Annotated in this window: 20 protein-coding genes and 3 pseudogenes; 7 read left to right on the top strand and 16 right to left on the bottom strand. The window is 66.6% G+C overall.

The annotated features are described in order from the left end of the window. Positions 1-472 precede the first annotated feature (472 nt). The 3 genes and pseudogenes from PGN25_03500 to PGN25_03490 all read right to left on the bottom strand — a co-directional run bounded on the left by PGN25_03500 (position 473) and on the right by PGN25_03490 (position 3,715). Positions 473-1,120: pseudogene (locus tag PGN25_03500) on the bottom strand (recombinase family protein). 141 nt (positions 1,121-1,261) lie between these two features. Further along, the gene (locus PGN25_03495; GenBank protein ID MEH3116682.1) at positions 1,262-2,062 is read right to left on the bottom strand and encodes a LysR substrate-binding domain-containing protein; all 801 of its coding nucleotides are present in this window, start codon (positions 2,060-2,062) and stop codon (positions 1,262-1,264) included. 192 nt (positions 2,063-2,254) lie between these two features. Then, a complete protein-coding gene (locus PGN25_03490; GenBank protein MEH3116681.1) occupies positions 2,255-3,715 on the bottom strand; it encodes an MFS transporter in 1,461 nt (486 codons plus the stop codon). Positions 3,716-3,812: 97 nt separating this feature from the next. Here PGN25_03490 and PGN25_03485 point away from each other — a divergent pair, with 97 nt between their 5' ends. Continuing rightward, a complete protein-coding gene (locus tag PGN25_03485; protein ID MEH3116680.1) occupies positions 3,813-4,613 on the top strand; it encodes a helix-turn-helix transcriptional regulator in 801 nt (266 codons plus the stop codon). A 136-nt stretch (positions 4,614-4,749) separates the two neighbouring features. On the opposite strand, the gene PGN25_03480 is transcribed toward PGN25_03485, so the two are convergent. Continuing rightward, positions 4,750-4,983: a conjugal transfer protein TraD gene (locus PGN25_03480; protein ID MEH3116679.1), complete on the bottom strand. Its 234-nt coding sequence runs from the start codon at positions 4,981-4,983 to the stop codon at positions 4,750-4,752. Between the two features lies 1 nt (position 4,984). Then, on the bottom strand, positions 4,985-5,311 hold the full coding sequence (locus PGN25_03475) for a conjugal transfer protein TraD (GenBank protein ID MEH3116678.1): 327 nt from the start codon (positions 5,309-5,311) through the stop codon (positions 4,985-4,987). Between the two features lie 170 nt (positions 5,312-5,481). Between PGN25_03475 and traA the strand changes: the two are divergent. From traA to PGN25_03460, 3 genes and pseudogenes are all read left to right on the top strand, one after another. Further along, positions 5,482-8,478, top strand: a pseudogene (traA, locus tag PGN25_03470) (Ti-type conjugative transfer relaxase TraA). Positions 8,479-8,606: 128 nt separating this feature from the next. Further along, a complete protein-coding gene (locus PGN25_03465) occupies positions 8,607-8,849 on the top strand; it encodes an AlpA family phage regulatory protein (protein ID MEH3116677.1) in 243 nt (80 codons plus the stop codon). Beyond that, the gene (locus PGN25_03460; protein MEH3116676.1) at positions 8,839-9,075 is read left to right on the top strand and encodes a hypothetical protein; all 237 of its coding nucleotides are present in this window, start codon (positions 8,839-8,841) and stop codon (positions 9,073-9,075) included. Before PGN25_03465 ends, PGN25_03460 begins: the two co-directional genes overlap by 11 nt. A 56-nt stretch (positions 9,076-9,131) precedes the next feature. On the opposite strand, the gene PGN25_03455 is transcribed toward PGN25_03460, so the two are convergent. Both PGN25_03455 and PGN25_03450 read right to left on the bottom strand, forming a co-directional pair. Beyond that, the gene (locus PGN25_03455; protein ID MEH3116675.1) at positions 9,132-11,630 is read right to left on the bottom strand and encodes an AAA family ATPase; all 2,499 of its coding nucleotides are present in this window, start codon (positions 11,628-11,630) and stop codon (positions 9,132-9,134) included. Next, positions 11,627-11,833, bottom strand: coding sequence for a hypothetical protein (locus tag PGN25_03450; protein ID MEH3116674.1), 207 nt, complete (start codon positions 11,831-11,833; stop codon positions 11,627-11,629). Before PGN25_03450 ends, PGN25_03455 begins: the two co-directional genes overlap by 4 nt. A gap of 218 nt (positions 11,834-12,051) precedes the next feature. Here PGN25_03450 and PGN25_03445 point away from each other — a divergent pair, with 218 nt between their 5' ends. Genes PGN25_03445 through PGN25_03435 form a run of 3 tightly spaced genes read left to right on the top strand, consistent with a single transcriptional unit; the run spans position 12,052 to position 14,295 of the window. Next, entirely contained in the window at positions 12,052-12,267 is a 216-nt protein-coding gene (locus PGN25_03445; GenBank protein MEH3116673.1) for a ribbon-helix-helix protein, CopG family, read from the top strand. Continuing rightward, positions 12,261-12,626, top strand: a complete 366-nt coding sequence (locus tag PGN25_03440; GenBank protein MEH3116672.1) for a type II toxin-antitoxin system VapC family toxin — start codon at positions 12,261-12,263, stop codon at positions 12,624-12,626. Before PGN25_03445 ends, PGN25_03440 begins: the two co-directional genes overlap by 7 nt. A 31-nt stretch (positions 12,627-12,657) precedes the next feature. Further along, on the top strand, positions 12,658-14,295 hold the full coding sequence (locus tag PGN25_03435; GenBank protein MEH3116671.1) for a recombinase family protein: 1,638 nt from the start codon (positions 12,658-12,660) through the stop codon (positions 14,293-14,295). On the opposite strand, the pseudogene PGN25_03430 reads toward PGN25_03435, so the two are convergent. The 9 genes and pseudogenes from PGN25_03430 to trbL form a co-directional block, all read right to left on the bottom strand. Then, a pseudogene (locus PGN25_03430) lies at positions 14,282-14,641 on the bottom strand (recombinase family protein). The gene PGN25_03435 and the pseudogene PGN25_03430 sit on opposite strands and share 14 nt — an antisense overlap. Then, complete coding sequence (locus tag PGN25_03425; GenBank protein ID MEH3116670.1) at positions 14,638-15,024, bottom strand: transcriptional regulator; 387 nt, start codon at positions 15,022-15,024, stop codon at positions 14,638-14,640. The pseudogene PGN25_03430 and the gene PGN25_03425 overlap by 4 nt, the downstream one beginning before the upstream one ends. 140 nt (positions 15,025-15,164) lie before the next feature. Beyond that, complete coding sequence (locus PGN25_03420; GenBank protein MEH3116669.1) at positions 15,165-15,416, bottom strand: hypothetical protein; 252 nt, start codon at positions 15,414-15,416, stop codon at positions 15,165-15,167. Positions 15,417-15,676: 260 nt separating this feature from the next. Beyond that, positions 15,677-16,699, bottom strand: coding sequence for an IS110 family transposase (locus tag PGN25_03415; GenBank protein MEH3116668.1), 1,023 nt, complete (start codon positions 16,697-16,699; stop codon positions 15,677-15,679). Positions 16,700-16,887: 188 nt separating this feature from the next. Beyond that, entirely contained in the window at positions 16,888-17,130 is a 243-nt protein-coding gene (locus tag PGN25_03410; GenBank protein MEH3116667.1) for a DUF2274 domain-containing protein, read from the bottom strand. 4 nt (positions 17,131-17,134) lie between these two features. Continuing rightward, the gene (locus PGN25_03405; protein ID MEH3116666.1) at positions 17,135-18,379 is read right to left on the bottom strand and encodes a TrbI/VirB10 family protein; all 1,245 of its coding nucleotides are present in this window, start codon (positions 18,377-18,379) and stop codon (positions 17,135-17,137) included. Next, entirely contained in the window at positions 18,376-19,335 is a 960-nt protein-coding gene (trbG, locus tag PGN25_03400) for a P-type conjugative transfer protein TrbG (GenBank protein MEH3116665.1), read from the bottom strand. Before trbG ends, PGN25_03405 begins: the two co-directional genes overlap by 4 nt. Further along, positions 19,332-20,021, bottom strand: a complete 690-nt coding sequence (gene trbF, locus PGN25_03395; protein MEH3116664.1) for a conjugal transfer protein TrbF — start codon at positions 20,019-20,021, stop codon at positions 19,332-19,334. Before trbF ends, trbG begins: the two co-directional genes overlap by 4 nt. Continuing rightward, on the bottom strand, positions 20,018-21,349 hold the full coding sequence (gene trbL, locus PGN25_03390) for a P-type conjugative transfer protein TrbL (GenBank protein MEH3116663.1): 1,332 nt from the start codon (positions 21,347-21,349) through the stop codon (positions 20,018-20,020). Before trbL ends, trbF begins: the two co-directional genes overlap by 4 nt. Position 21,350 lies beyond the last annotated feature (1 nt).

Below are 21,350 nucleotides of genomic sequence, written 5' to 3'. Positions count from 1 at the left end.
CGTCGCCGACCTCGACGCGCTGGGCGAGCGCGCGCAGGTGATCCCGCCGATAGCCGCCCCCGTCGAGCCGCATCCGCTCGCGCGCGGCCTGTGACAGGCGCCCGACCATTTCCGGCGTGATCGCCCGCTCGCCGGTGCTCTCCAGCATCGCCTGCGCCCGGTCGGCGTCGACGCGCGACTGGTCGCGGATGACCTTGAGGCCGGCGATCCGCTCCTTCAGCGCCGGGTCGTCGAGGTCGGCGACGCCCGCCTCGATCGCATCGTAGAGGCGCTTCAGGCGCAGCTCCGATTCGGTGGCACGGCGGTTCAGCTCGGCGATGTGGACGCGGCGGCGCTCGGACTGCTCCTCGCGGCGACCGAGGATGGTTTCCAGCAGTTCCTCCAGCCGCTCGGGGTCGAGCAGCCGATCCTCGATATGGCCGGCGACGAGATGGTCAAGCTTGTCCATCGGGATCGCCCGGCCCTTGCAGCCGGTCTCGCCCTGCCGTGCCTTGATCGAGCAGGCATAGTAGCGGTAGCGGCCGCCCTTGCCTGTGCGGATGGTCATCGCGCCCCCGCAATTGCCGCAGAAGCAGATGCCGGTGAGCAGGGTCGGGCCGAGCACGACGCGGTGCGGCAGCGCGGTCTTCTGGTTGCGCGCCTTCATCAACGCCTGCACCGCGTCGAACGTCGCACGTTCGATCAGCGGCGGCACCTCCACCGTCACGACCTCGGCGTCGGGCTTCTTCTCCTTGGTCTTGGTGCGGCGGTTAAACTCGTGTTCGCCGATATAGGTGCGGCGCGTCAGGATGCGGTGGACCTGGCCGATGCCCCAGCGCCCGCCATCTCGGGTAAAGATGCCGCGGGCGTTCAGGTGCTTGACGATCGCCTTGACGCCCATCTGGCTGTGGTCCGCCTCGGCGCCGAGCGCGAGGCGGTAGATCAGGCGGATCGTGTCGGCGTGGAGCGGATCGATCTCCAGCTTCTTCTTGGTCTTGGCACCGCGCTGCTCGGCCGCAACGACCCAGTAGCCGATCGGCGGCAGCGAGCCGTTCCAGAAGCCCTGCCGGGCGTTCTCCTTCAGCGCGCGCAGGACGTGCTTGGCGTTCTCCTTCGACTGGTACTCGTCGAACAGCGCCATGATCTGGCGCATCATGACGTGCATCGGATCGTCGCCCATCTCCTGCCAGATCACACTTCCAGCATAAGTCGATCACCGTCGCCGTTTGAGCAGCGAGACAGAACTCTCTCCGTGCGGCCTCGTAATCCCGCCGTGGCGAAATCAGGCGGCAGGATCGGCGGAGGTTTCACGGCCGGTCCTGCCGGCGAGGTCGAGCAGGTTGCGGATCGCGGTGCTGCGATTGTGCGGCGACCAGACGGCCGAGAAGGCAAGCGGCTCCGGCTCGTCCGTGATCGGGAGAAAGGCGACGCCCGCGCTCGGCAGCATCGCCATGGCCGCGCCGCCGATGGTGACGCCGAAGCCCTGGCCGACCATCGAGAGCAGCGTGCTACGCCCGACATCGAAGCGCAGGATCGATGGCACCGGCCAACGCCCTGCGAGGCGCAGCAGGATATGGTCGTAGACCTGCGGTCCGGTGCCGCCGTGGCGGACGAGGAAAGTCTCGCCCGCCAGATCGTGCCAGACGACGCCCGGCCGTCCGGCGAGCCGATGCCGCTCCGGCAGCACGGCCATGAGCGGTTCGGTCCAGATGCGCCGGGAATGAAGGTCCGGCAGATCAAACGTCCCCGCCATGAACAGGATGTCGAGCCGGCCGGCGCGAAGCTGCATCGCCGCATCGCGGGGCGCGTTCTCGGTGATCTCGACCGCGACGCCGCGATGGTCCTCGCGATACCGCCCGATCAACTTGGCAAGGAAGCTGCCGGGGATCAGGGCATGGATGCCGATACGCAGCCGGCCACATTCCCCCGTCGCCGCCATGCCTGCGGTCTTCACCGCATGGTCGAGATGATCGACCCCGGCCGCGATCCGCTCGACGAAATGGCGTCCCGCCTCGGTCAACCGCACGCCGCGCGCATGTCGCTCGAACAAGAGGATGCCGAGGTCTTCCTCCAGCGCCTTCACACGGGCGCTGACGCTGGATTGCGCTACGCCCAGCGCATTGGGGCGTGACGGAAGTTGAGATATTCGGCGACGGCGAGCATTTGGATCAGCGAAGTGAGGGGAATGCGCGAGCCGAGCAGCGTCGGCACGCCCCAGCGACGATCGACCATAGGTGCCAGATGCAATGGCCGCCGCATCGTCAGGTCACCGCGATCAGCTTTCCGGGCGTCCGTAAGCCGCCAAGCGGGCCAGCAGAATGGCGGCGATCACAGCGGCGACCACGTTGTAGGTCATGCCGCTGACGAAAGCGGATGCGTAGAGTCCGGCTTGGTCCTCGGCATCCACCTTGAGCGCGGCGCCGAACAGAATGCCGACCGCCGCGACGCCGAGCGCCGCGCCGATCTGCTGGAGCGTGGAAATGACGCCCGACGCCATGCCGGCCCGACGCTCCTCCACGAAGCCGAGCACGAGGTTGAGCAGCGGGGTCATTATCATCGCCTGCGCCCCGCCGATCACGATCAGCGCCGGGATCAGATGGGCGATGACGAGATCGGCCCCGGCGATCCAGACCTGTCCGATCAGGACGCCGAACGAGACCGCATAGACCAGCGCCCCCACGGCGATGGCAGGCGTTCCAAAGCGTGCGACGAGGCGCGGGGCGCTCAAGGAGAGGATGACGAAGGCGATCGAGCACGGCACGAAGACGCTGCCGGCCTCGAACGGGCTGAGGCCGAAGCCCGTTTGCGCCAGAAGCGCGAAGCAAAGGAAGAAGGAGGACGCCGTCGAATAGATCAGCAGCACCAGGAGCCCGCCTTGCGCGAAACGCGGCTGGCGCATCAAGGCCATGTCCACGAGCGGCTGGTAGCCGGTCCTGCGGCGGCGTTCCTGCTGGCGGTAGAAGGCGAAGAGGAGGACGGCCGCTCCGGCGAGCGCGAGGAAGCTCCAGGGATGCCAGCCATAGGTCGGGGCTTCGACCAACGGCACGAGCAGGAGCGTCAGGCCGAGGCTGACCAGCGCCACCCCCGGCCAGTCGAGCGTCGCGGGCTCCGGCGCGCGCGTCTCGGGAATGAAACGCGCCATGGCGATCGCGAAGATCCCGACCGGCACGTTGATGAGGAAGATCGTGCGCCAGCCGAGACCGAGGACGTCCGCTTCCACCAGGAACCCGCCGAGTATCTGCCCGGCGATGGCGGCGAGTCCCAGCGTCATGCCGAGATATCCAAAGGCGCGGCGGCTATCCTCGCCGGAGAAATTCACCCGGATCGAGGCATAGACCTGCGGGAAGAGCAGCGCCGCCGTCAGCCCCTGGGCCACGCGCGCGCCGATCAGCACCTCCACGTTGGGGGCGATGCCGCACAACAGCGACGCGAGGGTGAAATCCGCCATGCCGAAGACGAAAAGCCGCCGCCGCCCGTAGAGGTCTCCCAATCGCCCGCCGGTCACGAGCAGGACGCCGAAGGCCAGCTCGTAACCTGCCACGATGAAGCCGATCTGCGACAAGTTCGCACCTAGCTCCGCCTGCATTGAAGGGATCGCGACGTTGACGACGAACAGGTCGAAGATGGTCACGAAGCCCGCGAGCAGCAGGATCGAAAGGCCCATCCAGGGCGGACGCCGGGGTGTGTCGGCAATCGGGGAAAGGATCGGTTCGGCGGTGCGGGCGTCTGATTTCATCTTGCGTCCTTCGGCGGCGACGCGATACGCATTCCACGAGCTTGATCCGGTTACAATTTAACCTCTTATGCTGTTGCTTTTTGTAATGGGCTGAACGATGCGCACGCTTGAACGCTCCCGATCGGAGCTGGCCGATTTCCTGCGCTCCCGCCGTGAGCGAATGACGCCGGAGGATGTCGGTCTGCCCGTTGGAAGGCGCAGGCGCACACCGGGTCTCAGGCGCGAAGAAGTCGCCGCGCTCTCAGGCGTCGGGCTCACCTGGTACACATGGCTCGAACAGGGACGCGAGATCGGCGTCTCCGCCGATTTCCTCGACAATCTCGCCCGCGTCCTCAAGCTCGACGCGGCCGAGCGGCGGCATCTGTTCCTGCTCGCGCACGAACGCCCGCCGATCGAGCCGGGCAAGACCTTCTGCACCGTGCCGTCGCTGGTGGCGCGGCTGGTCGCGGACCTCGCGCCGCACGCCGCCTACATCATCAACCTGCGTTGGGACGTGCTCGCCTTCAATCCGCCCGCCGACGGTCTCTTCCGTTTCGGCAGCCAGGAGCCAAGCCGCCGCAATTTGCTGCGGTTGCTCTTCACCGACCCTGCCTTGCGCCAGACGATCGTCGACTGGGAAAATCAGGCGCCCGCCATGCTCGCCAGCTTCCGCCGTGACTTCGCCGCCGCGCGGGAAGATGCCGATGCCAAAGGGCTGGTTGCGGAGCTGGAGGCGGTTTCGCCCGAGTTCAAAGGCTGGTGGCGCAGTCAGGACGTCCATGCGCCTTGCACAGGCACGCGCATGATCCGTGTCGAGGGGCGGCACGTCGCGTTCGAACACACCTCGCTCACCGTCGATGGCGGACAGCATCTGCGCCTCGTCGTCTATGCGCAAAAATCGAAACCTGCGGAAGCCTGACGAACAGTCGGGTTAAGCGTCCAGATGTCTTTGCGCGGCGTTGCCGCGCGATGGCGGGCGGCGCTGCGATATGTGAGGTCTCCGCACCGTCCGCCATCGGTCACAGCCCATCAGCCGGTGTATTCGGGGTGATCGTTCACGTGAGTTCATAACCTTCCGTCGCGAATGCCTCTTTCCCCTTTCCGGCCCAGAGCGCGCGGGCGTGTTCTGCATCGTCGCTTTTGAGCTTGTCGGCCATCCAGAGTAACGCGCCGTAGATCACGGCGCGGTCGTCGCCGGTCAGGTCCACGACGCACGCCTTGACCACGAGGCCGCCGAGTTCGATCAGGTGCCGGGTGCGCTTGCGACGCTCGACCTGCCAGTCTCGCATGTCATGCCGCGCCCGCATCGCCAGATGCCGGTTGCGCGCCGCCTGGTTGCGTTTGAGCGCCGCCGCTGTAGCGGTCATTCGCCGGTGTAGTTCGCCGCGATCGGCCTTGAAAGAACGCCGCGCCGCGCTTGGCCCAGGCCTCCCTCTTGTTCGTCTCCTTTGTTTCTGCCAGCGCGATCAGCGCGCCCGCCAGTTCGTCAGGCGTGAGCGTGTCGGCACCGGAGGCGATCACCAGTTCGCCAAGTTGCTGAACCTTGCGCGTCTTCAAGTCGCGCGCCTTGTGTTCGAGCGCCTTCAGTTCGGCGTCATAGTCCCGTGGCTTTCGCATCATGTCCTCCGCCAATGTTGATAGCGGCAGGATAGTTGAGCGTCGCGGGGAACGCCTCTATGTTGCTGGAACGGCTTGAACCAGCGTGACGTGTCCCGAGAAATTCATTTCGAGGGCGCGCTTATACGTCGTTCCGACGTGCGCTTGGCCGTGCCACTGCTTCGATCGCGATGGCGATCTACCACCTGCACGTCAAAGTCATCGGCCGCAAGGCCGGCTCCAGCGCGGTGGCGTCCGCCGCCTACCGCTCGGCCTCGCGGCTGCGCGACGAGCGGTTGGAACGCAGCCACGACTTCTCCGCCAAGCGCGGCGTCGTCCATTCCGAGGTGCTGCTGCCGGACGGCGCGTCTGAAGCCTGGAGCGACCGCGAGCGTCTGTGGAACGATGTCGAGGCGTGCGAGGTCAGGAAGGACGCGCAGCTTGCCCGCGAGGTGGAGTTCGCCCTGCCCCGCGAGATGACACAGACGCAGGGCATCGCACTGGCCCGCGACTTCGTCCAGGCCGAGTTCGTCGATCGGGGCATGATCGCCGACCTCAACGTGCATTGGGACATCGGCGCGGACGGGATGCCGAAACCGCACGCGCATGTCATGCTGACGATGCGCGAGATCAGCGTCGATGGCGACGAGCCCGGCTTCGGCGCGAAGGTGCGCGACTGGAACCGTACGGAGATGGTCGAGCGCTGGCGCCAACGCTGGGCCGAGCTGGCCAACGAGCGGCTGGCCGAACTCGACATCGACGCGCGCATCGATCACCGCACCCTTGAGGCGCAGGGCATCGCGCTGGAGCCGCAAAGTCAGATCGGCGCGCCTGCGCAGCGCATCGAAGGTGAAGGACTCGAAGCCGCCGACCGTGCCGAACTGCATCGCGAGATCGCGTGCGGCAACGGCGCGCGCATCATCGCCGATCCGGGTGTGGCGCTCGACGCCATCACGCATCAGCAATCGACCTTTACACGGCGCGACATGGCGCTGTTCGCGCACCGACACAGCGATGGCCTCGACCAGTTCAACAGCGTGATGGGTGCGATGCGCGGCGCGCCCGACGTGGTGGAGCTTGGCCGTGACGGACGCGGCGAGGATCGCTTCACGACGCAGGCGATGATCGAGGCGGAGCAGCGCCTGCATCGCGCCGCCGCGTTGATGGTAGAGCGGGACCGTCATGAGGTGAACGACGCCCATCGCAACGCGGCGCTGGCGCGGGCGGAAGCGCGCGGCCTTGTGCTATCCGGCGAACAGGCCGACGCGCTGGCACATGTCACGGACGGGCACGATCTCGGCATCGTCGTCAGCTATGCCGGGACGGGAAAGAGCGCGATGTTGGGCGTGGCGCGGGAGGCTTGGGAGGCGGCAGGCTACGCGGTCCGGGGCGCGGCTCTGTCCGGTATCGCGGCCGAGAACCTGGAGGGCGGATCGGGCATCGCGTCCCGCACCATCGCCAGTCTGGAGCATGGCTGGGCGCAGGGCCGCGATCTGCTCACGTCCCGCGACGTGCTGGTGATCGACGAAGCCGGCATGGTCGGCACGAGGCAGTTGGAGCGCGTGCTGTCCCATGCGGCGGAGGCCGGCGCCAAGGTCGTGCTGGTCGGCGATCCGCAGCAGTTGCAGTCGATCGAGGCGGGTGCGGCCTTCCGGTCGCTCCATGAGCGGCATGGCGGGGCGGAGATCGGGGAAGTCCGTCGCCAGCGCGAGGACTGGCAGCGCGACGCCACCCGCGATCTCGCCACCGGCGGCGCCGGCCGGGCGATCCATCGCTATAACGCACACGGCATGGTGCATGCGGCAGCGACGCGCGACGAGGCACGGGGCGAGCTGATCGAACGCTGGGATCGCGACCGGCAGGCCACGCCCGACCGGACCCGCATCATCCTCACCCACACCAACGCCGAGGTGCGTTCTCTGAACGAGGCCGCCCGCGACCGGATGCGTGAGGCCGGCGACCTCGGCGAGGGCGTGCGCGTCACCGTCGAGCGCGGCGAGCGCAGCTTCGCCCCAGGCGACCGCATCATGTTCCTGCGCAACGAACGCAGCCTCGGCGTGAAGAACGGCACGCTCGGCACCGCCATCGAGGTCAGCCCGCAGAGCATGACCGTGCGTACCGACGATGGCCGATCTGTCGCCTTCGACCTCAAGGACTACGACCGCATCGACCACGGCTACGCCGCGACCATCCACAAGGCGCAGGGCATGACGGTGGACCGCACCCATGTGCTGGCGACGCCGGGGCTTGATGCCCATAGCAGCTACGTCGCCCTGTCCCGGCACCGGGACGGCACCGACCTGCATTACGGCCGCGACGACTTCCCCGACCGCGACCGGCTCGTCCGCACTTTGTCGCGCGAGCGCGCCAAGGACATGGCATCCGACTACGAGCCCGCCGACCCGGCGCAGCTTTATGCCGAGCGGCGCGGCATCACGTTCCGCGAGCGTGTCTTCGAGATCGCGAAGAAGGTGCCTGAGAAGGTACGCGGCATGTTCGACGGGCTGCGCCTCTCGCTGACCCCCATGTCCGGTGCCGGCGGGGTGCAGGGGCCGGAATAGGAGGGCGTGGGTGGGGAGATCGTACGGCGAGAACCCGCAGCGCCGGAGAAGGCGGCGACCCTCGATCCCGAGGAAGCCCTGAAAGCCACCCGCACGCGGGCGCTGGTCCGCCATGCCAGGGCTTTCGACGCGATCGTCACGGCGCAGAATGAAGGCGGCAAGTGGAGCCCTGAGCAGGCGACGAAGCTGAACCGGGCGCGCGACGCCTTCGAGGAGGTGCGGCCCTACGGCTGGCGCGACGCCGAAGCCGCCTACAAGAAGGACACCGACCTCGCCCATGAGGCGGGATCGGGCCGGGTCAATCGCGCCATCCGCGCCCTCCAGCTCGAAACCGAAATCCACAACAACCCTGCCATCCTCGCCGACAGGTTCATCGAGCGCTGGCAGAGTCTCGATCGAACCAGTCAACGCCAGTATCAGGCCGGTGACATTATGGAATCCAAGGCGACGCGCCGGCAGATGGGCGAGATGCTCGACGGCCTCCACCGCGATCCGCAGCTCGAATCCCTGCTCGCCAACAGGAAGCGCGAACTCGGCATCGCATTCGACTCGGGCCGCCGACTCGGCGACGAGATCGCCTTCCATGCTGGCATCGACCTCGGGCGTGGCAGAGGCATCGGAATTTAGTTCTACGCTATAACCCTCTACTCTTCGCTATACTGCTACGACACATAAAGCACTCTTGCGCATAGCAAAAATTCTGCCCTGACTGGTTCTGACGTATTCAGAACGAGCCAGCAGGAGGTATCGAGGCCATGCGCCAGCCAGAGCGTATCATCCGCCGGAAGACCGTGGAGGCTCGTACCGGACTGTCCCGATCGACCATCTATCGCAAGATGAAAGAGGGCACCTTCCCCGCCAAGCTCAAGATCAGCAGCAACGGCGCGGGCTGGCACGAGTCCGACATCGATCGCTGGGTCGCCGACCCAGCCGGATGGCGACCCGTCAACGACAACGCGCCCTCCGGTGAAAAGGCGGGCAGCCGTGATGCCGGCTGACCCGCCCGACTCCGCAAGGCGTCCTGTCGCGGCCAACGACAACGGCGATGCGCCTACCCTCGATCCCGAAGCGTTGCACAAGATCGACGATGTGGTCCTTCAGATCGCGCGCCTGATAGGTCGTCGCATGGCGCGCAGGGACTTCGCCGCACGCATCGCCGTAGCCGCCAATGACAACACACCGAAATCCACCAACGAATCGGACGGCGAAGCCGATAGGGAGTGATAGAGGCATCTCTATGCCCCGCCACCCTAAGCGAACCAAAGCGAAAACACACCCTGTTAAACGTACAACTTGTCGAGCCGACGACAAAAGATGCGCTGCCTTGGATTTTTTGGATCGGCCTGTTTGAAGTTCTCTACGTAAGCGTCGATGTCTTGAAGCAGCCCGAGCAGTATGTATGCCGTAAACGGCTGGCCCGCCGATGTTTCATAATGGGCAATGCAGTTTGCGATGATTGACGTGGCATGGGTCTGCTTGATCGCGGTCTTTTGAGCAGCGTCCAGCACGCACTCTCCCGCCTTGTCGTACAGAGCAGTAGCGCGGGTAATTGCATCGAAATAAGTCGAAAGCGTTCGATTGTCGGGCCGCGTCGCGTAATCAGGCGGCACCGGTATCTCCAGCTTGGAAATGATGTAGCCCAGCTTGTACTCTAGGTACTGTCGCACGAGCGGCGCGCCGATATCGACGCTGCCCTGATTGAGCAAATCGACGGCGCGGGCCTTCAGCCTGTCGGCCCCATTTGCACTGGTCTGAACCGCACCAGTGGGCGGCATGCCTTGAAGCTTTTGGTGATGCCACTCCTTGGTACCGCCGAGCCGGTCGAAATACTTTTCCAGCGCACTGTCGTGGCTCAAGAGAATGAACTGGATTCCGTCTGCATGGGCTCCGAATCGCAGATCACGGAGCAGGACATCCATCAAATTGAACTGGTGGCCGCCATCGAAGCTGGAAGTAATGTCGTCGAGCACCATAAACCGTGGTGGTCGCGAATGTTTGACCGCTGCTGAGAGGAAGATTGAGGCGGCAACCGCGTTGCGATAGCTCTCGGAGAGCACCGCGCGGGCGTTGACGTTAGTTTCGCCATGGAAATCCGACAGGGTGAGGTCGATGTTTTCGCTCTTCTCGGCACGCGCGAGGTGGGGCTTGAGGTCGGGTCCGCCGCGCATGATCTTCGGGAACAGCGTCTTGTACGAGGTCTCGATATCCTTGAGGCGTTCGCCGGATAGCTTGGTCTCCGCGTCGGCAAACACCTTGTCGGCGGCCTTTATGAATTTTAGCCATCGGTCGATCTTCGCCATGGCACCTTCGGTCTCGGCGAGCTTTTCGCTGACGCTATCCAGCGTGGCGAACTCGTCTCGGAAACTTTTGGCGTTCTCGATGGCGCGAGCGGCTGCCGCGACTGAGGGTGGCAAGCTCTTTTCAAGATCGTGGATTTCGCCTTCAAGTGTGGCGACCTTCTCGTCCCGGGATTTGGCCAGGGTTTCGATACGAGCTTTTACCTGCGCGATGTCAGCGGTCTTCACGCTGCCCGCTTTCGCTGCCTTGATAAGCTCGGCGGCGATGTGCTCGTCGGCCGGGACAGACAGCGCGGCGGCGCTTTCGAGCTTGCTCAGCAGCTCTAGCGCGGAGCAACCGAGGCACAATTTCGCCAGTTCGGCTTCCAAGTCCTTTACGGCATCGTAAGCGGCAATCTTGTCGTTCAACCTCGCCTTCAGCGACTGATCCTGCGGAAGGTCGCACACCGGGCAGCTATCGTCATGGGGCCAGGCGGCGGTGCCCAGCACTTTGGACGCGCCTTTGAGCAACGATAGCAAATCGGCATGGCCGACCTTTGCCAGAGCCTCGTCCCGCTCCTTCGCCGCGATTTCCAGCGCGGTAAGCTGGATGGCATGCTCGTCCGAGAAGGTCAGTTCCCTGACGGCCGTGCGGTCCTCCTGCATCTTTTGCAGTTTGAGCCGATTGGCGCTGTCGGAGCTGTCTTCCAAGGCGGTGACCGCCGCTTTGTGATCGAAGTCCGCGACCGTCTTGCCGGCCATCACCTCTTTAAGCGCACCGATGTCGGTCAGCACTTTGGTCACTGTGGCTTCAAGCGCGGTGCGATCGTCTGGCTTGTCGATGGTCTGTCCGGTGAGCGCAGCATAGGCTTCGATCACCTTACGCTTCGCCTCGGCGACGCCCGCCTTATGGGTCGCAATGTTGACGTTCAGCACTTTGATGCCGAGATCGTTGCGAAGGGTCGCCGTGTTGTTGGCTCCCTCGATGGCCTGACGTAGGTTGGAATACTGGCTGAGGCCGATGAGTGCGGAGAAGGATCGGCCACGCAGCAAGGCCGTGTTATCGATAAACCCTGCAAAGGTCTTGTAGTCCACCAGGACAAAGTCTTCCTGAAGCGCTCGCAATAGATCTTCGGGGGTCGCGTGGCCGGAGGGTGAAGTTACAATGCGGGCGCCGCTCGCGTCGCGTGTCACCAATACCCTTACGTCGTCGCTACCGTCGTCCGGCTTCAGCTTCAGCTCGATCGTCGCTTTCTTGTTGGGATGAAAGCGATTGATAACGTAGCTGTCACCTTGCTCGGCACCCTGAAGGGCGGTGAGCCGGGGAATTTCGCCGTGGATGGCGAACTGGAGCGCCTCGAACACCGATGTCTTGCCGACGCCGTTGTTGGCGTAGACCGAGTTCACACAGTCGGGTTTGAACTTCAGGGTGAGCGGATTACCGCTATTGTTGATTCCACGGAACCCCTCAACTGCGATCTGCGAGAGGAAGTACCGGATCATTTGGCTTCCTCCTTGGGCGGCAGCGCGTCCAGCGTGGTCTTCACCTTTGAGTTGAAGAGCGTTCTAGCGTCACGATCGGCGCCGTGTTTGATGAGTAGGCCGATGTTGTCGAAGAGGACTTTTGCGCAATCGGCATCGATCCCCTCGCAAGCGGCCCTGAAGGTGGCAAGGTTGTCCTCAAAGGATTTTTGAGCGTCGAACATAGCTCCTCCCTAACAGGAGCCTATCGACCAAATCCGGCGCAGGGAATTGCAAAAGCGCAGGGAGTAAGCTTCGCCCAAGCCCGCAATTCCACAATGTCATCCCTTGCGAGAAAGCCGTGGCCGGCACGTCGCGGCTGATCCTCCATCGGGTTGCGGCATGCCCCCTTCCATTGCATCGCCCTTTATGATATCTGTGCTGCATATCAGAGGAGCATACGATGCGAGCCTTGGTCGATATGAACGACGCCCAGGTCGAGGCCCTCGACACCCTTGCCAAACGGGTGCGCCGGTCCCGCGCTGCCCTGATCCGCGCGGCGATTGACGATTATCTCCATCGCCATCACCGCGAACAGGTCGAGGACGGTTTTGGCCTGTGGGGTCGGCGCAAGGTCGATGGCCGGGCCTATCAGGAAAAGGTTCGCGGCGAATGGTAGGCGCGCTCTTCGACACGAACATCCTCATCGATCATCTGAACGCCATTCCCGAGGCTCGCGCGGAGATCGAGCGCTTCGAAAGCCCTGCCATCAGCATCGTCACCTGGATGGAAGTGATGGTCGGAGCGAGTGCCGATCTGGTCGAGCCGACCCGGCGCTTCCTCGAAGGCTTCGATGTCATCGCGCTGGATGACGAGATTGCCAACCGTGCGGTGGCGTTGCGGCGCGCGCATCGCATCAAGTTACCCGACGCTGTGATCTGGGCGACGGCGCAGACCACAGAGCGCCTTCTCGTGACCCGCAATACCAGGGACTTCCCGACCGACGATCCGGGGATACGCGAACCTTACGCCCTGTAGCGCGGTCCTCCCCAACGATAGGAGCCAGCCCATGCCCCGCATTGCCCTCTATGCCCGTTACTCGTCCGAGAACCAGCGCGACGCCTCGATCGAGGACCAGTTGCGTCAGTGCCGGGAGCGGGCGGCGCGCGAGGGCTGGATCGTGGTGGAGACCTATTCCGACCGGGCGGTCTCCGGCGCGTCCATGGTCCGCACCGGCATCCAGGCGCTGCTCGCCGACGCGCAGGCCGAGCGCTTTGACATGGTGCTGTCCGAGGCGCTGGACCGGATCAGCCGCGACCAGGAGGATGTCGCCGCCGTGTTCAAGCGCCTGCGCTTTGCGGGCGTCACCATCGTCACCCTGTCCGAGGGCGAGATCAACGAGCTTCACGTCGGTCTCAAGGGGACGATGAACGCGCTGTTCTTGAAAGACCTCGCCATCAAGACCCATCGCGGCCAGCGCGGGCGTGTGGAGGCCGGCAAGATCGGCAGCGGGCGCGCCGCCTACGGCTACCGCGTCGTCCGCCGGCTCGGCGAGGACGGCGAGCCGGTGCGGGGCGAGCGCGCGATCGTCGAGGACGAGGCCGAGGTGGTGCGCCGCATCTTCCGCGACTACGCGAGCGGCAGAAGCCCGAAGGAGATCGCCTTCCAGTTGAACCGGGAGGGCATCGCCGGCCCCCGCAACCGCCCGTGGATCGACGCCACCATCCGGGGCAATGCGGCGGCCGGCACCGGCATCCTCAACAACGAACTCTATGCCGGGGCGCTGGTCTGGAACCGCCAGCGTTTCGCCAAGAACCCCGAGACTGGCACGCGCGTCTCCCGCATCAATCCGGAGAGCGCGCGGATCAGGGCGGACGCCCCGCATCTGCGCATCGTGGACGATGCGCTCTGGCAGGCGGCGAAGGAGCGTCAGCGCGGCATTGCGGCCTTCTACGCTCCGAACATCGCCGGCAGCCGCGAGGAACGAGCCAAGCGGTTGCATCTGACCAACCGGCCCGTGACCCTCCTGTCGGGCCTGCTCACCTGCGGCTGCTGCGGCGGGAGGATCAGCATGGTGATGACCGACCGCTACGCCTGCCGTAACCACCTGCGCAAGGGCACCTGCGACAACGACCGGACCATCCGACGCGACGACATCGAGGCGCGGGTGCTGGCGGGCCTGAAGGAGAAGCTGGTGTCGACCGAGGCGGTCGCGGAGGCCGTGCGCGCCTATGCACAGGAGACGAACCGGCTGAACCGTGATCGGCGGTCGCAGGCGGACGCCGACCACAAAGCGCTTCAGAAGATCGACCGTGCCATCGCCGGCATCATGACGGCGATCGAGGACGGCTTGTATCAGCCCTCCATGAAGGCGCGGATGGGCGAGCTTGAGCGGGAGAAAGCGGAGATCGGCCGCCGTCTCACCGAGGCGCCCGCCCCCCTGCCGGACGTGCATCCCAACGTCGCCGACCTCTATCGCCGGAACGCCGAGCGGTTCACCGAGGCGCTGAACGACCCGGACGGCGGGCGGGAGGCGGCCGAGGCGCTGCGCTCGCTGATCGGCGAGATCGTGCTGACGCCCGGCCCGAAGCGCGGCGAGGTCCATGCCGAGCTGCGCGGTGAGCTCATGGGTATCCTCGCCTTCGCCACCACGAAGGAGGCCAAGCGCCCCAGCAAAGTTATGCCGCCAGTGGCATCTTGTGCGTGATCGAGACGAGCTTGACGCCGTTCTTCGCCAGCTTGCGGACGTAAAACTCCAGCTCGAAATGGTCGCGGAAGAAGCGGCTGAACGAGTGGACCACGACCACGTCGAACGGAGCGGGCTTCGACGTTCCGGCCTCGATCATGCGCTGGAACTCGGGCCGGCGGTCGTTGGTGGCCGAGGCACCGGCTTCGACGAACGTGTCGACGAGCTGGTAGCCACGCGACGTGCAGTACGCCTCGCCCTGCCGCTTCTGGTCAGGGATCGACACGTCGTGCTCGGCCTGCCGCACGGTGGAGACGCGCAGGTAGAGCGCGGCGCGCTGCGCGATGATGGTTGTCTCGGCGTTCACGGCCGGTCTCCTTGCTTGTCGGATGTCGGGATCAGCTCCAGCGCCAGCACGACGCGATCGGGGATGACCTTGGGCGCGAGCTTGCGCCCGCTGCGCTCCATGCGGACGATGCCGTGAGCGATCATCGCCTTCAGCGTGCGCGAGAGGTTGGGCTTGGCGCGGCCGGTCAGCGCGACCAGCGCGTCGAGCGACTCCGGCTCGCGCTCGGCGATGAGGCGGAGCATGTCGCGGTTGGCGGCGGAGAGAATGCGCGCGAAGGATTCGGTCGAGCCGAACCAAACCGCTGGCTCGCCCGGTGCTGGCCGCTCCCCGCCCTGCATGATGCGCCTGGCGCGCGCCTTCATCTCGTCGGTGTCGGCGATGCCGATCGTCAGCGTCGTCACGATGCGCGTGTCTCCCGTCCTGGCAGCGGCCGGCCGGGCGCGAGCGTCAGGCGGACCGGATACTCTCCACGATCATTATCATCAATAGACAACATCATCCAGGGAAATGAAGGGGAGCGACCCGTACTCGTCGTATGATTCTATCGGCCGGTCGGCCCGAACAGCTCGTCGAAGAGGTCGGCGAACCAGCGCTCGAACACCTCAATCTCGGCCTCGGTGATCGGCACGCGCTCGGGCCAGTCATCGGTAACGCGGCACGTCTTGGCATTGGTGGCGGGCACTGGCCCCCGCCGTGGGTCCGGCTCGACGGTGTAGTAGTCGTAGAGATCGTCGGGCAGGATGCCGGCGGCATCGCCTGCGCGGCGGGTGGAGCGAGGGTGACGGTAGGGCATCTGTGGACGCCCCGGCAAACGCAAGAGGGATTTTGGGATGGCATTGCGGCGCGTAGTCGGGTGCTGACATCTGTCCGGCCTCTGATGCGACCGTTCAAACGTCGCGGGCCCGTATGGGAGTTCGCGGACCGGAGCCAAAACACAGATGCGCGCTCGAGGCGCTCGCCCAATAACTGGCTGTCCGATCCCGTCTCGTCGACCGTTGCGCCATACCTTCCTTCGACCGTCCTACGTTCTCGACGACCTCCTGCCGCGGACGGCTACGCCGCCACGACCGGAGCCTTGTAGTGACCGCCTCTCGCCATGAGGGCCCAGACGATGCGGGCCATCTTGTTGGCGAGAGCCACGGTCACGAGCATGCGCGGCTTGCGGGCCAGCATGCCCCCGAGCCACGAACCTTCCGGAGCCCCGCGTCGCGCGGCATGGCGCACAACGGCGCTGGCGCCGATGATCAGGAGGCGGCGCAAGGTTCGCTCGCCCATCTTCGATGTCGCGCCGAGCCTCTGCTTTCCTCCAGTCGATCGCTGAAGCGGTGTCAGGCCGAGCCAAGCGGCGAAGTCCCGCCCCTTCGCGAACGCCCCGGCATTCGGCGCCAGAGCGACCAGAGCCGTCGCCGTGATCGGTCCGACGCCGGGGATCGTCCGCAGCCGGCGCACATCCGCGTCCTCGCGAGCTCGACGCGCGATCTCCGCGTCCAGCTGCGCGATCCTGTCCTCGAGCAGGCGCAAGGTGTCGACCAGGATGGCAAGGGTCATTCGAGCGGCCTCGGGCAGGTCGCTTGCGGGATCCTCGATGCGATCGATCAGCTTTGCGACGTGCGAGGGGCCCTGGGCGACGACATACCCATACTCGGCCAGGTGGCCGCGCAGCGCGTTGATCGTCTGGGTCCGCTGGCGAACCAGAAGATCGCGCGCGCGGAACACCACGGCGCTCGCCTGCTGCTCCGCGCCCTTCACGGCCACGAACCGCATCGTCGGCCGCTGCGCCGCCTCGCAGATCGCCTCGGCGTCGGCCGCGTCGTTCTTCTGGCGCTTCACGAACGGCTTCACATAAGCGGCCGGGATCAGGCGAACCGTATGACCGACCCGGGCGATCTCGCGTGCCCAATGATGGGCACCGCCGCAGGCTTCCATCGCAACCGTGCAGGGCGGCAACCCGGCAAAGAACGAAAGCACCTTGTCGCGCCGCAGCTGCCGACGGAACACAACGGCGCCGGACGCATCCGCCCCATGCACCTGATAGACGTTCTTGGCCAAATCCAGACCGATCGTGCTAACTTCCATCGTGGACGCTCCTCTCGTGGTGGCTGTCAAACACCACCATCCTGGCACACCGATGCCGTCGAGGGGCGTCCACCCCATCACGGATGTCGATGAAGTATCCTGTGGTTCGTTGCGGCACGGTCCCGCCCCGCGATCCTGCCGCCTCGTTCCTCGTGGTGAAGTGGGCATCGTGCGATACCTCGATCGCGTCAGCCGATCGCAGCGCCGGATGTGCGGCCCGCGCGCCGCGCCTTGGCGAACGCGCGATCGGTAGCCATGAACCGCTCCAGCATCGGCGCGATCAGCCGCACGGGGTCGGCAGCCGGCTGCCCGGTGTCGCGGGCGAGCACCTCCGCGTAAGCGGTGAGATCGCGGTGGAGGTCCGCCGGCAGTTCCAGCGTGACCTTCACCGGCTTGTCATCGGCGATGGGGCCGAGCTTCAGCTTCGTCATAACGTCAGCCCCTAAAGGGTTCGAGGATGAGGTCGCGGGTGACGATCACGCGGACCGGGAAGCCCGGTCGGATCGTCAGCGTCGGTGCGATGTCGAGCTGGCGGCCGACGACCTGCCGACCGGTTTGGCTGATCCCGTCCGACGTTCCCTGGCGGAGAGCACGGGCGAGGTCGCCCTGCTCGCCCGAGCTGCCGGCCTGCGCGCCGACCGACAGCAGCGTCGAGAGACCGGCGGCCTTGGCGAGATCCCACCAGTGGTGGTCGACGCCGTCCTCCAGCCCGGCATAGCCTTGCGCATCGGCGCCGGGCTGGCGCTCCAGCACGATCGAACGGCCGTTGGGAAAGATGAGGCGGGTCCAGGCGAGCAGGACGCGGCGCTGGCCGAAACCGACGCCGCTGTCGTACTGGCCGATCAGCCGCGTCCCCTGCGGGATCAGCAAGAGGCGACCGGTCGGGCTGTCGTAGACGTTCTCCGTCACCTGCGCGACGATCTGGCCGGGCAGGTCCGAATGGATGCCGGTGACGAGCGCGGCGGGGATCACCGCACCGGCCTGCACGACGTAAGGCGACGGCGGTGCCGTCACGCGGTCGGGTGCGACGGTGCGCCGGTCGGCGGCCTGGTTGAGGAAGGCGAGCTGACGCTCCTGCGCGGTGGGCGTGGCCGTCTGGCCGGGCGCTCCCATGCCGGCGAGGTTCGGCATCCCGTCGCCGGGTACGCCGCTCGCCGTCGGGGTCTGCGCGCCGGATTGGAAGAACACGCGGCTGGTGCGCGCCGCCTCCAGCTCCTGTCTGCGACGTTCCAGTTCCTGTCGGCGGCGCTCGGCCTCGGGATCAGGCGCGGCGAGAGATGCAGGCGCGTCGATTCCCGGTACGGGCACTGGCTGGCCGCGGTTCTGCGCGTCGAGGATGGGGCGGCCGAGATCGCCAGGCAGCGGTGGTCCGAGCACCGGGCCGGTATAGTCCTTCGGCAGCGCGTTGAGGCCGTCCGGCGTCGAGCGGCCATCGGTCGCGTAGACCTCCTCGGCCGGTTTGTTGCCCTGCTGGACCTGGAGCGCATAGATCAGCGCGCCGCCGAGACCGACGCCGGCGACGCTGCCGAGCACCGCCAGCGCCTTGCGCGACAGCCGGGTGACGCGCGGTGGCTCGGGGCGCAGCCGCATCGGCGCGACCGGTTCGCCGGTCAGCGGCCGGGCGTCGTCGTCGGCATCCGGCTGGCTCGACGTGATCTTCTCTGGATCGATACCGCTCATGACGAGGGCCTCCCATCGGTGCGAAGGATGCGGACGGTCTGCTGACGGTCGGCCTTGCCGAGCCGCAGCTCGGCCGCGCCGAACAGGCGGTCGACGATGAGGACGTTGCCGTGGACGCGGCTGTTGACGATCTCCGGCTCGCCCTCCGGACCGATGACGAACAGCGGCGGCATCTCGCCCTGGACGATGCCGCGCGGGAACTCGACGTAGACGCGCCGACCGTCGTCGTAGACCGACACGGGCCGCCACGGCGGCGCATCGCCGGTCAGGGCATAGCGATAGGTATGCTCGGCGGTGGCCGGGATGAACGGCATCGCCGGCACCATTGGCTGCGGCGAGGGCGGCGGTGCCGGATAGCTCCAGGCAACGGAGGGCATGTAGGGCCGCTCGCCCGCGTGCAGCTCGATCATGTAGAGCCGCCGGTCGGTGGTGATGACGAGGTTGGTGGAAAGGTCGGCCCGCGTCGGCTTGACGAGGACGTGGACGCGGCGCGTGTCGCCCGATCCGCTCTCGGTGTCGCCGATGATCCAGCGGGCGGTGTCGCCGGCCGCGATCGGACCGGCACCGGTCAGGCTCTCGCCGGGTTCGAGCGCGATGTCGGTGATCTGCCCGACCGCGGCATAGACTTGGTAGAGCGCCCCTTCCGACCAGGGATAGACCTGGATGGCGTTGTAGTAGCCTTCGCGCCGCGGCTGGACGCGGGCGGCGCCGTTGGCGTTCTCGACGCGGGCGGTCGAGGTGGCGGCCGGCTGTCCGCCCCGCGCCGGTGTCCACGGCGGCGGGACATGGAGCGGCCGGGGTCGTGCCGGCGCCGCGACCACCGGAAAGGGCGGCAGCGGCGGCACCTCGGCGTCGTAAGCGATCTCGGGCGGCTTCTGCGTCGTGGCGCAGCCGGCGAGCATCGTTGCCGCGAGCAGCACGGCGGGCGCAGCGATCCTGCGGAGATGCGCGCTCACTGACCCATCTCCTTCGACCAGTTGATCGCGTTGACGTAGATGCCGAGCGAGTTCTTCCTGAGCGCCTCGGGATCGCGCGGCGGCTGGACGATGACGGCGAGGATAGCGGTCCAGCGGGAAGTCTCGGCGAGGCTGCCATCCTGATAGCGCCGCTCGGTCCAGGCGACGCGGAACGAGTCCGGCGACGCGCGGATGACCGAGGACACGTCGACGGCGATCTGCTGCTTGCCGACCTTCGCGAACGGGTCGTTGGTGCGCGCGTAATCGTTGAGCGACTGCGCGCCGGCAGCCGTGGTGAAGTCGTAGGCGCGCAGCCAGTTCTGCCGCACGATGATCGCGTCGGCGGGGATCGAGCGGACCTCTTCGACGAAGCGCGCGAGATGGAAGGCGATCTGCGGATCGGTCGGGCGGTAGCCGGCGGTGGCCGGCGCCACCGCCTGCGCCTGTCCGAGCCGATCGACCTGCACCACCCACGGCACGATCGAGCCGCTCGCCGATTGCCAGACCAGCGCGGCCGACAGGCCGGCGGAGAGCGCCAAAGAGCCGAACGCCATGAGCCGCCAGTTCCGCGCCTGCACGCGGGCGGAGCCGATGCGGTCGTCCCAGACCTGGGCGGCGCGCTGGTACGGGGTCTCGGGCTGCGGAGTCTTGCCGTAATGCGCGGCGGGTCGTTTGAAGAGGCTCATCGGCGGTCGCCTTGGTCGAGGGAGATGGAGGAGCCGCCGCCATGCGCGTCGCCGGAGCGGACGGCGTGCGCGGCGGCCTGGACGCCGTGGGTGAGCTGCTGCGAGCGCTTCATGCGCTTCGCCCATGCGGGCTGGCTTCCCGACGCTGGAGCAGCGGGAGCCGGGCCGTCACCGTCCGGCGCGGCATCGCCGCCGACGGCACGGCTGCCGGCCTGGAAGCTGGAGCGGAGGCTGTCGGCTGCGCGGCCGGCGGCACGCTTCAGCGGTGAGACGGAGGCCTTTCCGCCCGCGCTGGCGACGTTGCCGAGACCGGAGGCGACACCTGCCATTCCGGACTGTCCGGCCGCACCGGCCTGATAGGCGGTGGACACGACACCGGCGAGCGCGGCCCCGCCGCGTGCTGCGGCAGCGGCACCTCCGACCAATGCAGCACCGCCGGACGCGACCGCCCCGATCGCCGCTCCACCGGCGGCGACCATACCGCCGGCTGCCAGCCCGGTCCCGATCGCGGCGCCCGCGCCGAGCTGCGGTCCGCCGGAGACGAGGCCGTTGGCGATGCCGGGACCGAAGATGCCGAGGCCGAGCAGCGATAGCGCTGCGAGCACGATCGCCATCGCGTCGTCGATGGTCGGCGTCCGGCCACCGAAGCCGGCCGTGAACTGCGAGAACAGCGTCGAGCCGATCCCGACGATGACGGCGAGCACCAGCACCTTGATGCCGGACGAGATGACGTTGCCGAGGACGCGCTCGGCCATGAAGGCGGTCTTGCCGAACAGGCCGAAGGGGATCAGCACGAAGCCGGCGAGCGTGGTCAGCTTGAACTCGATCAGCGTGACGAAGAGCTGGACGGCGAGGATGAAGAAGGCGAGCAGGATCAGCGCCCAGGCGAACAGCAGGCAGGCGATCTGGATGAAGTTCTCGAAGAACGACCAATAGCCCATCAGCCCGGAGATCGAGTCGAGCAGCGGGCGCCCGGCGTCGAGGCCGGTCTGCGCCACCTTGCCGGGCCGCATCAGGTCGGCGGCGGAGAAGCCGGTGCCCGACGCCTTCAGCCCCAGCCCGGCGAAGCTATCGAAGACGATCCGGGCGAGGTTGTTCCAGTTGCCGATGATGTACGCGAACACGCCGACGAACAGCGTCTTCTTGATGAGGCGGCCGACGATGTCGTCCTCGCCGCCCATCGACCAGAACAGCGCGGCGAGCGTCACGTCGATGACGATCAGCGTCGTCGCGATGAACGCGACCTCGCCGCCGAGCAGGCCGAACCCGCTGTCGATGTAGCGGGTGAAGACGCCGAGGAAGCTGTCGATGACGCCGGTGCCCTGCATC

The sequence above is a fragment of the Methylorubrum populi genome, assembly GCA_036946625.1.
GTDB classification, from domain to species: Bacteria; Pseudomonadota; Alphaproteobacteria; order Rhizobiales; family Beijerinckiaceae; genus Methylobacterium; species Methylobacterium populi_C.
This window is presented reverse-complemented; position numbering and strand designations above follow the sequence as displayed.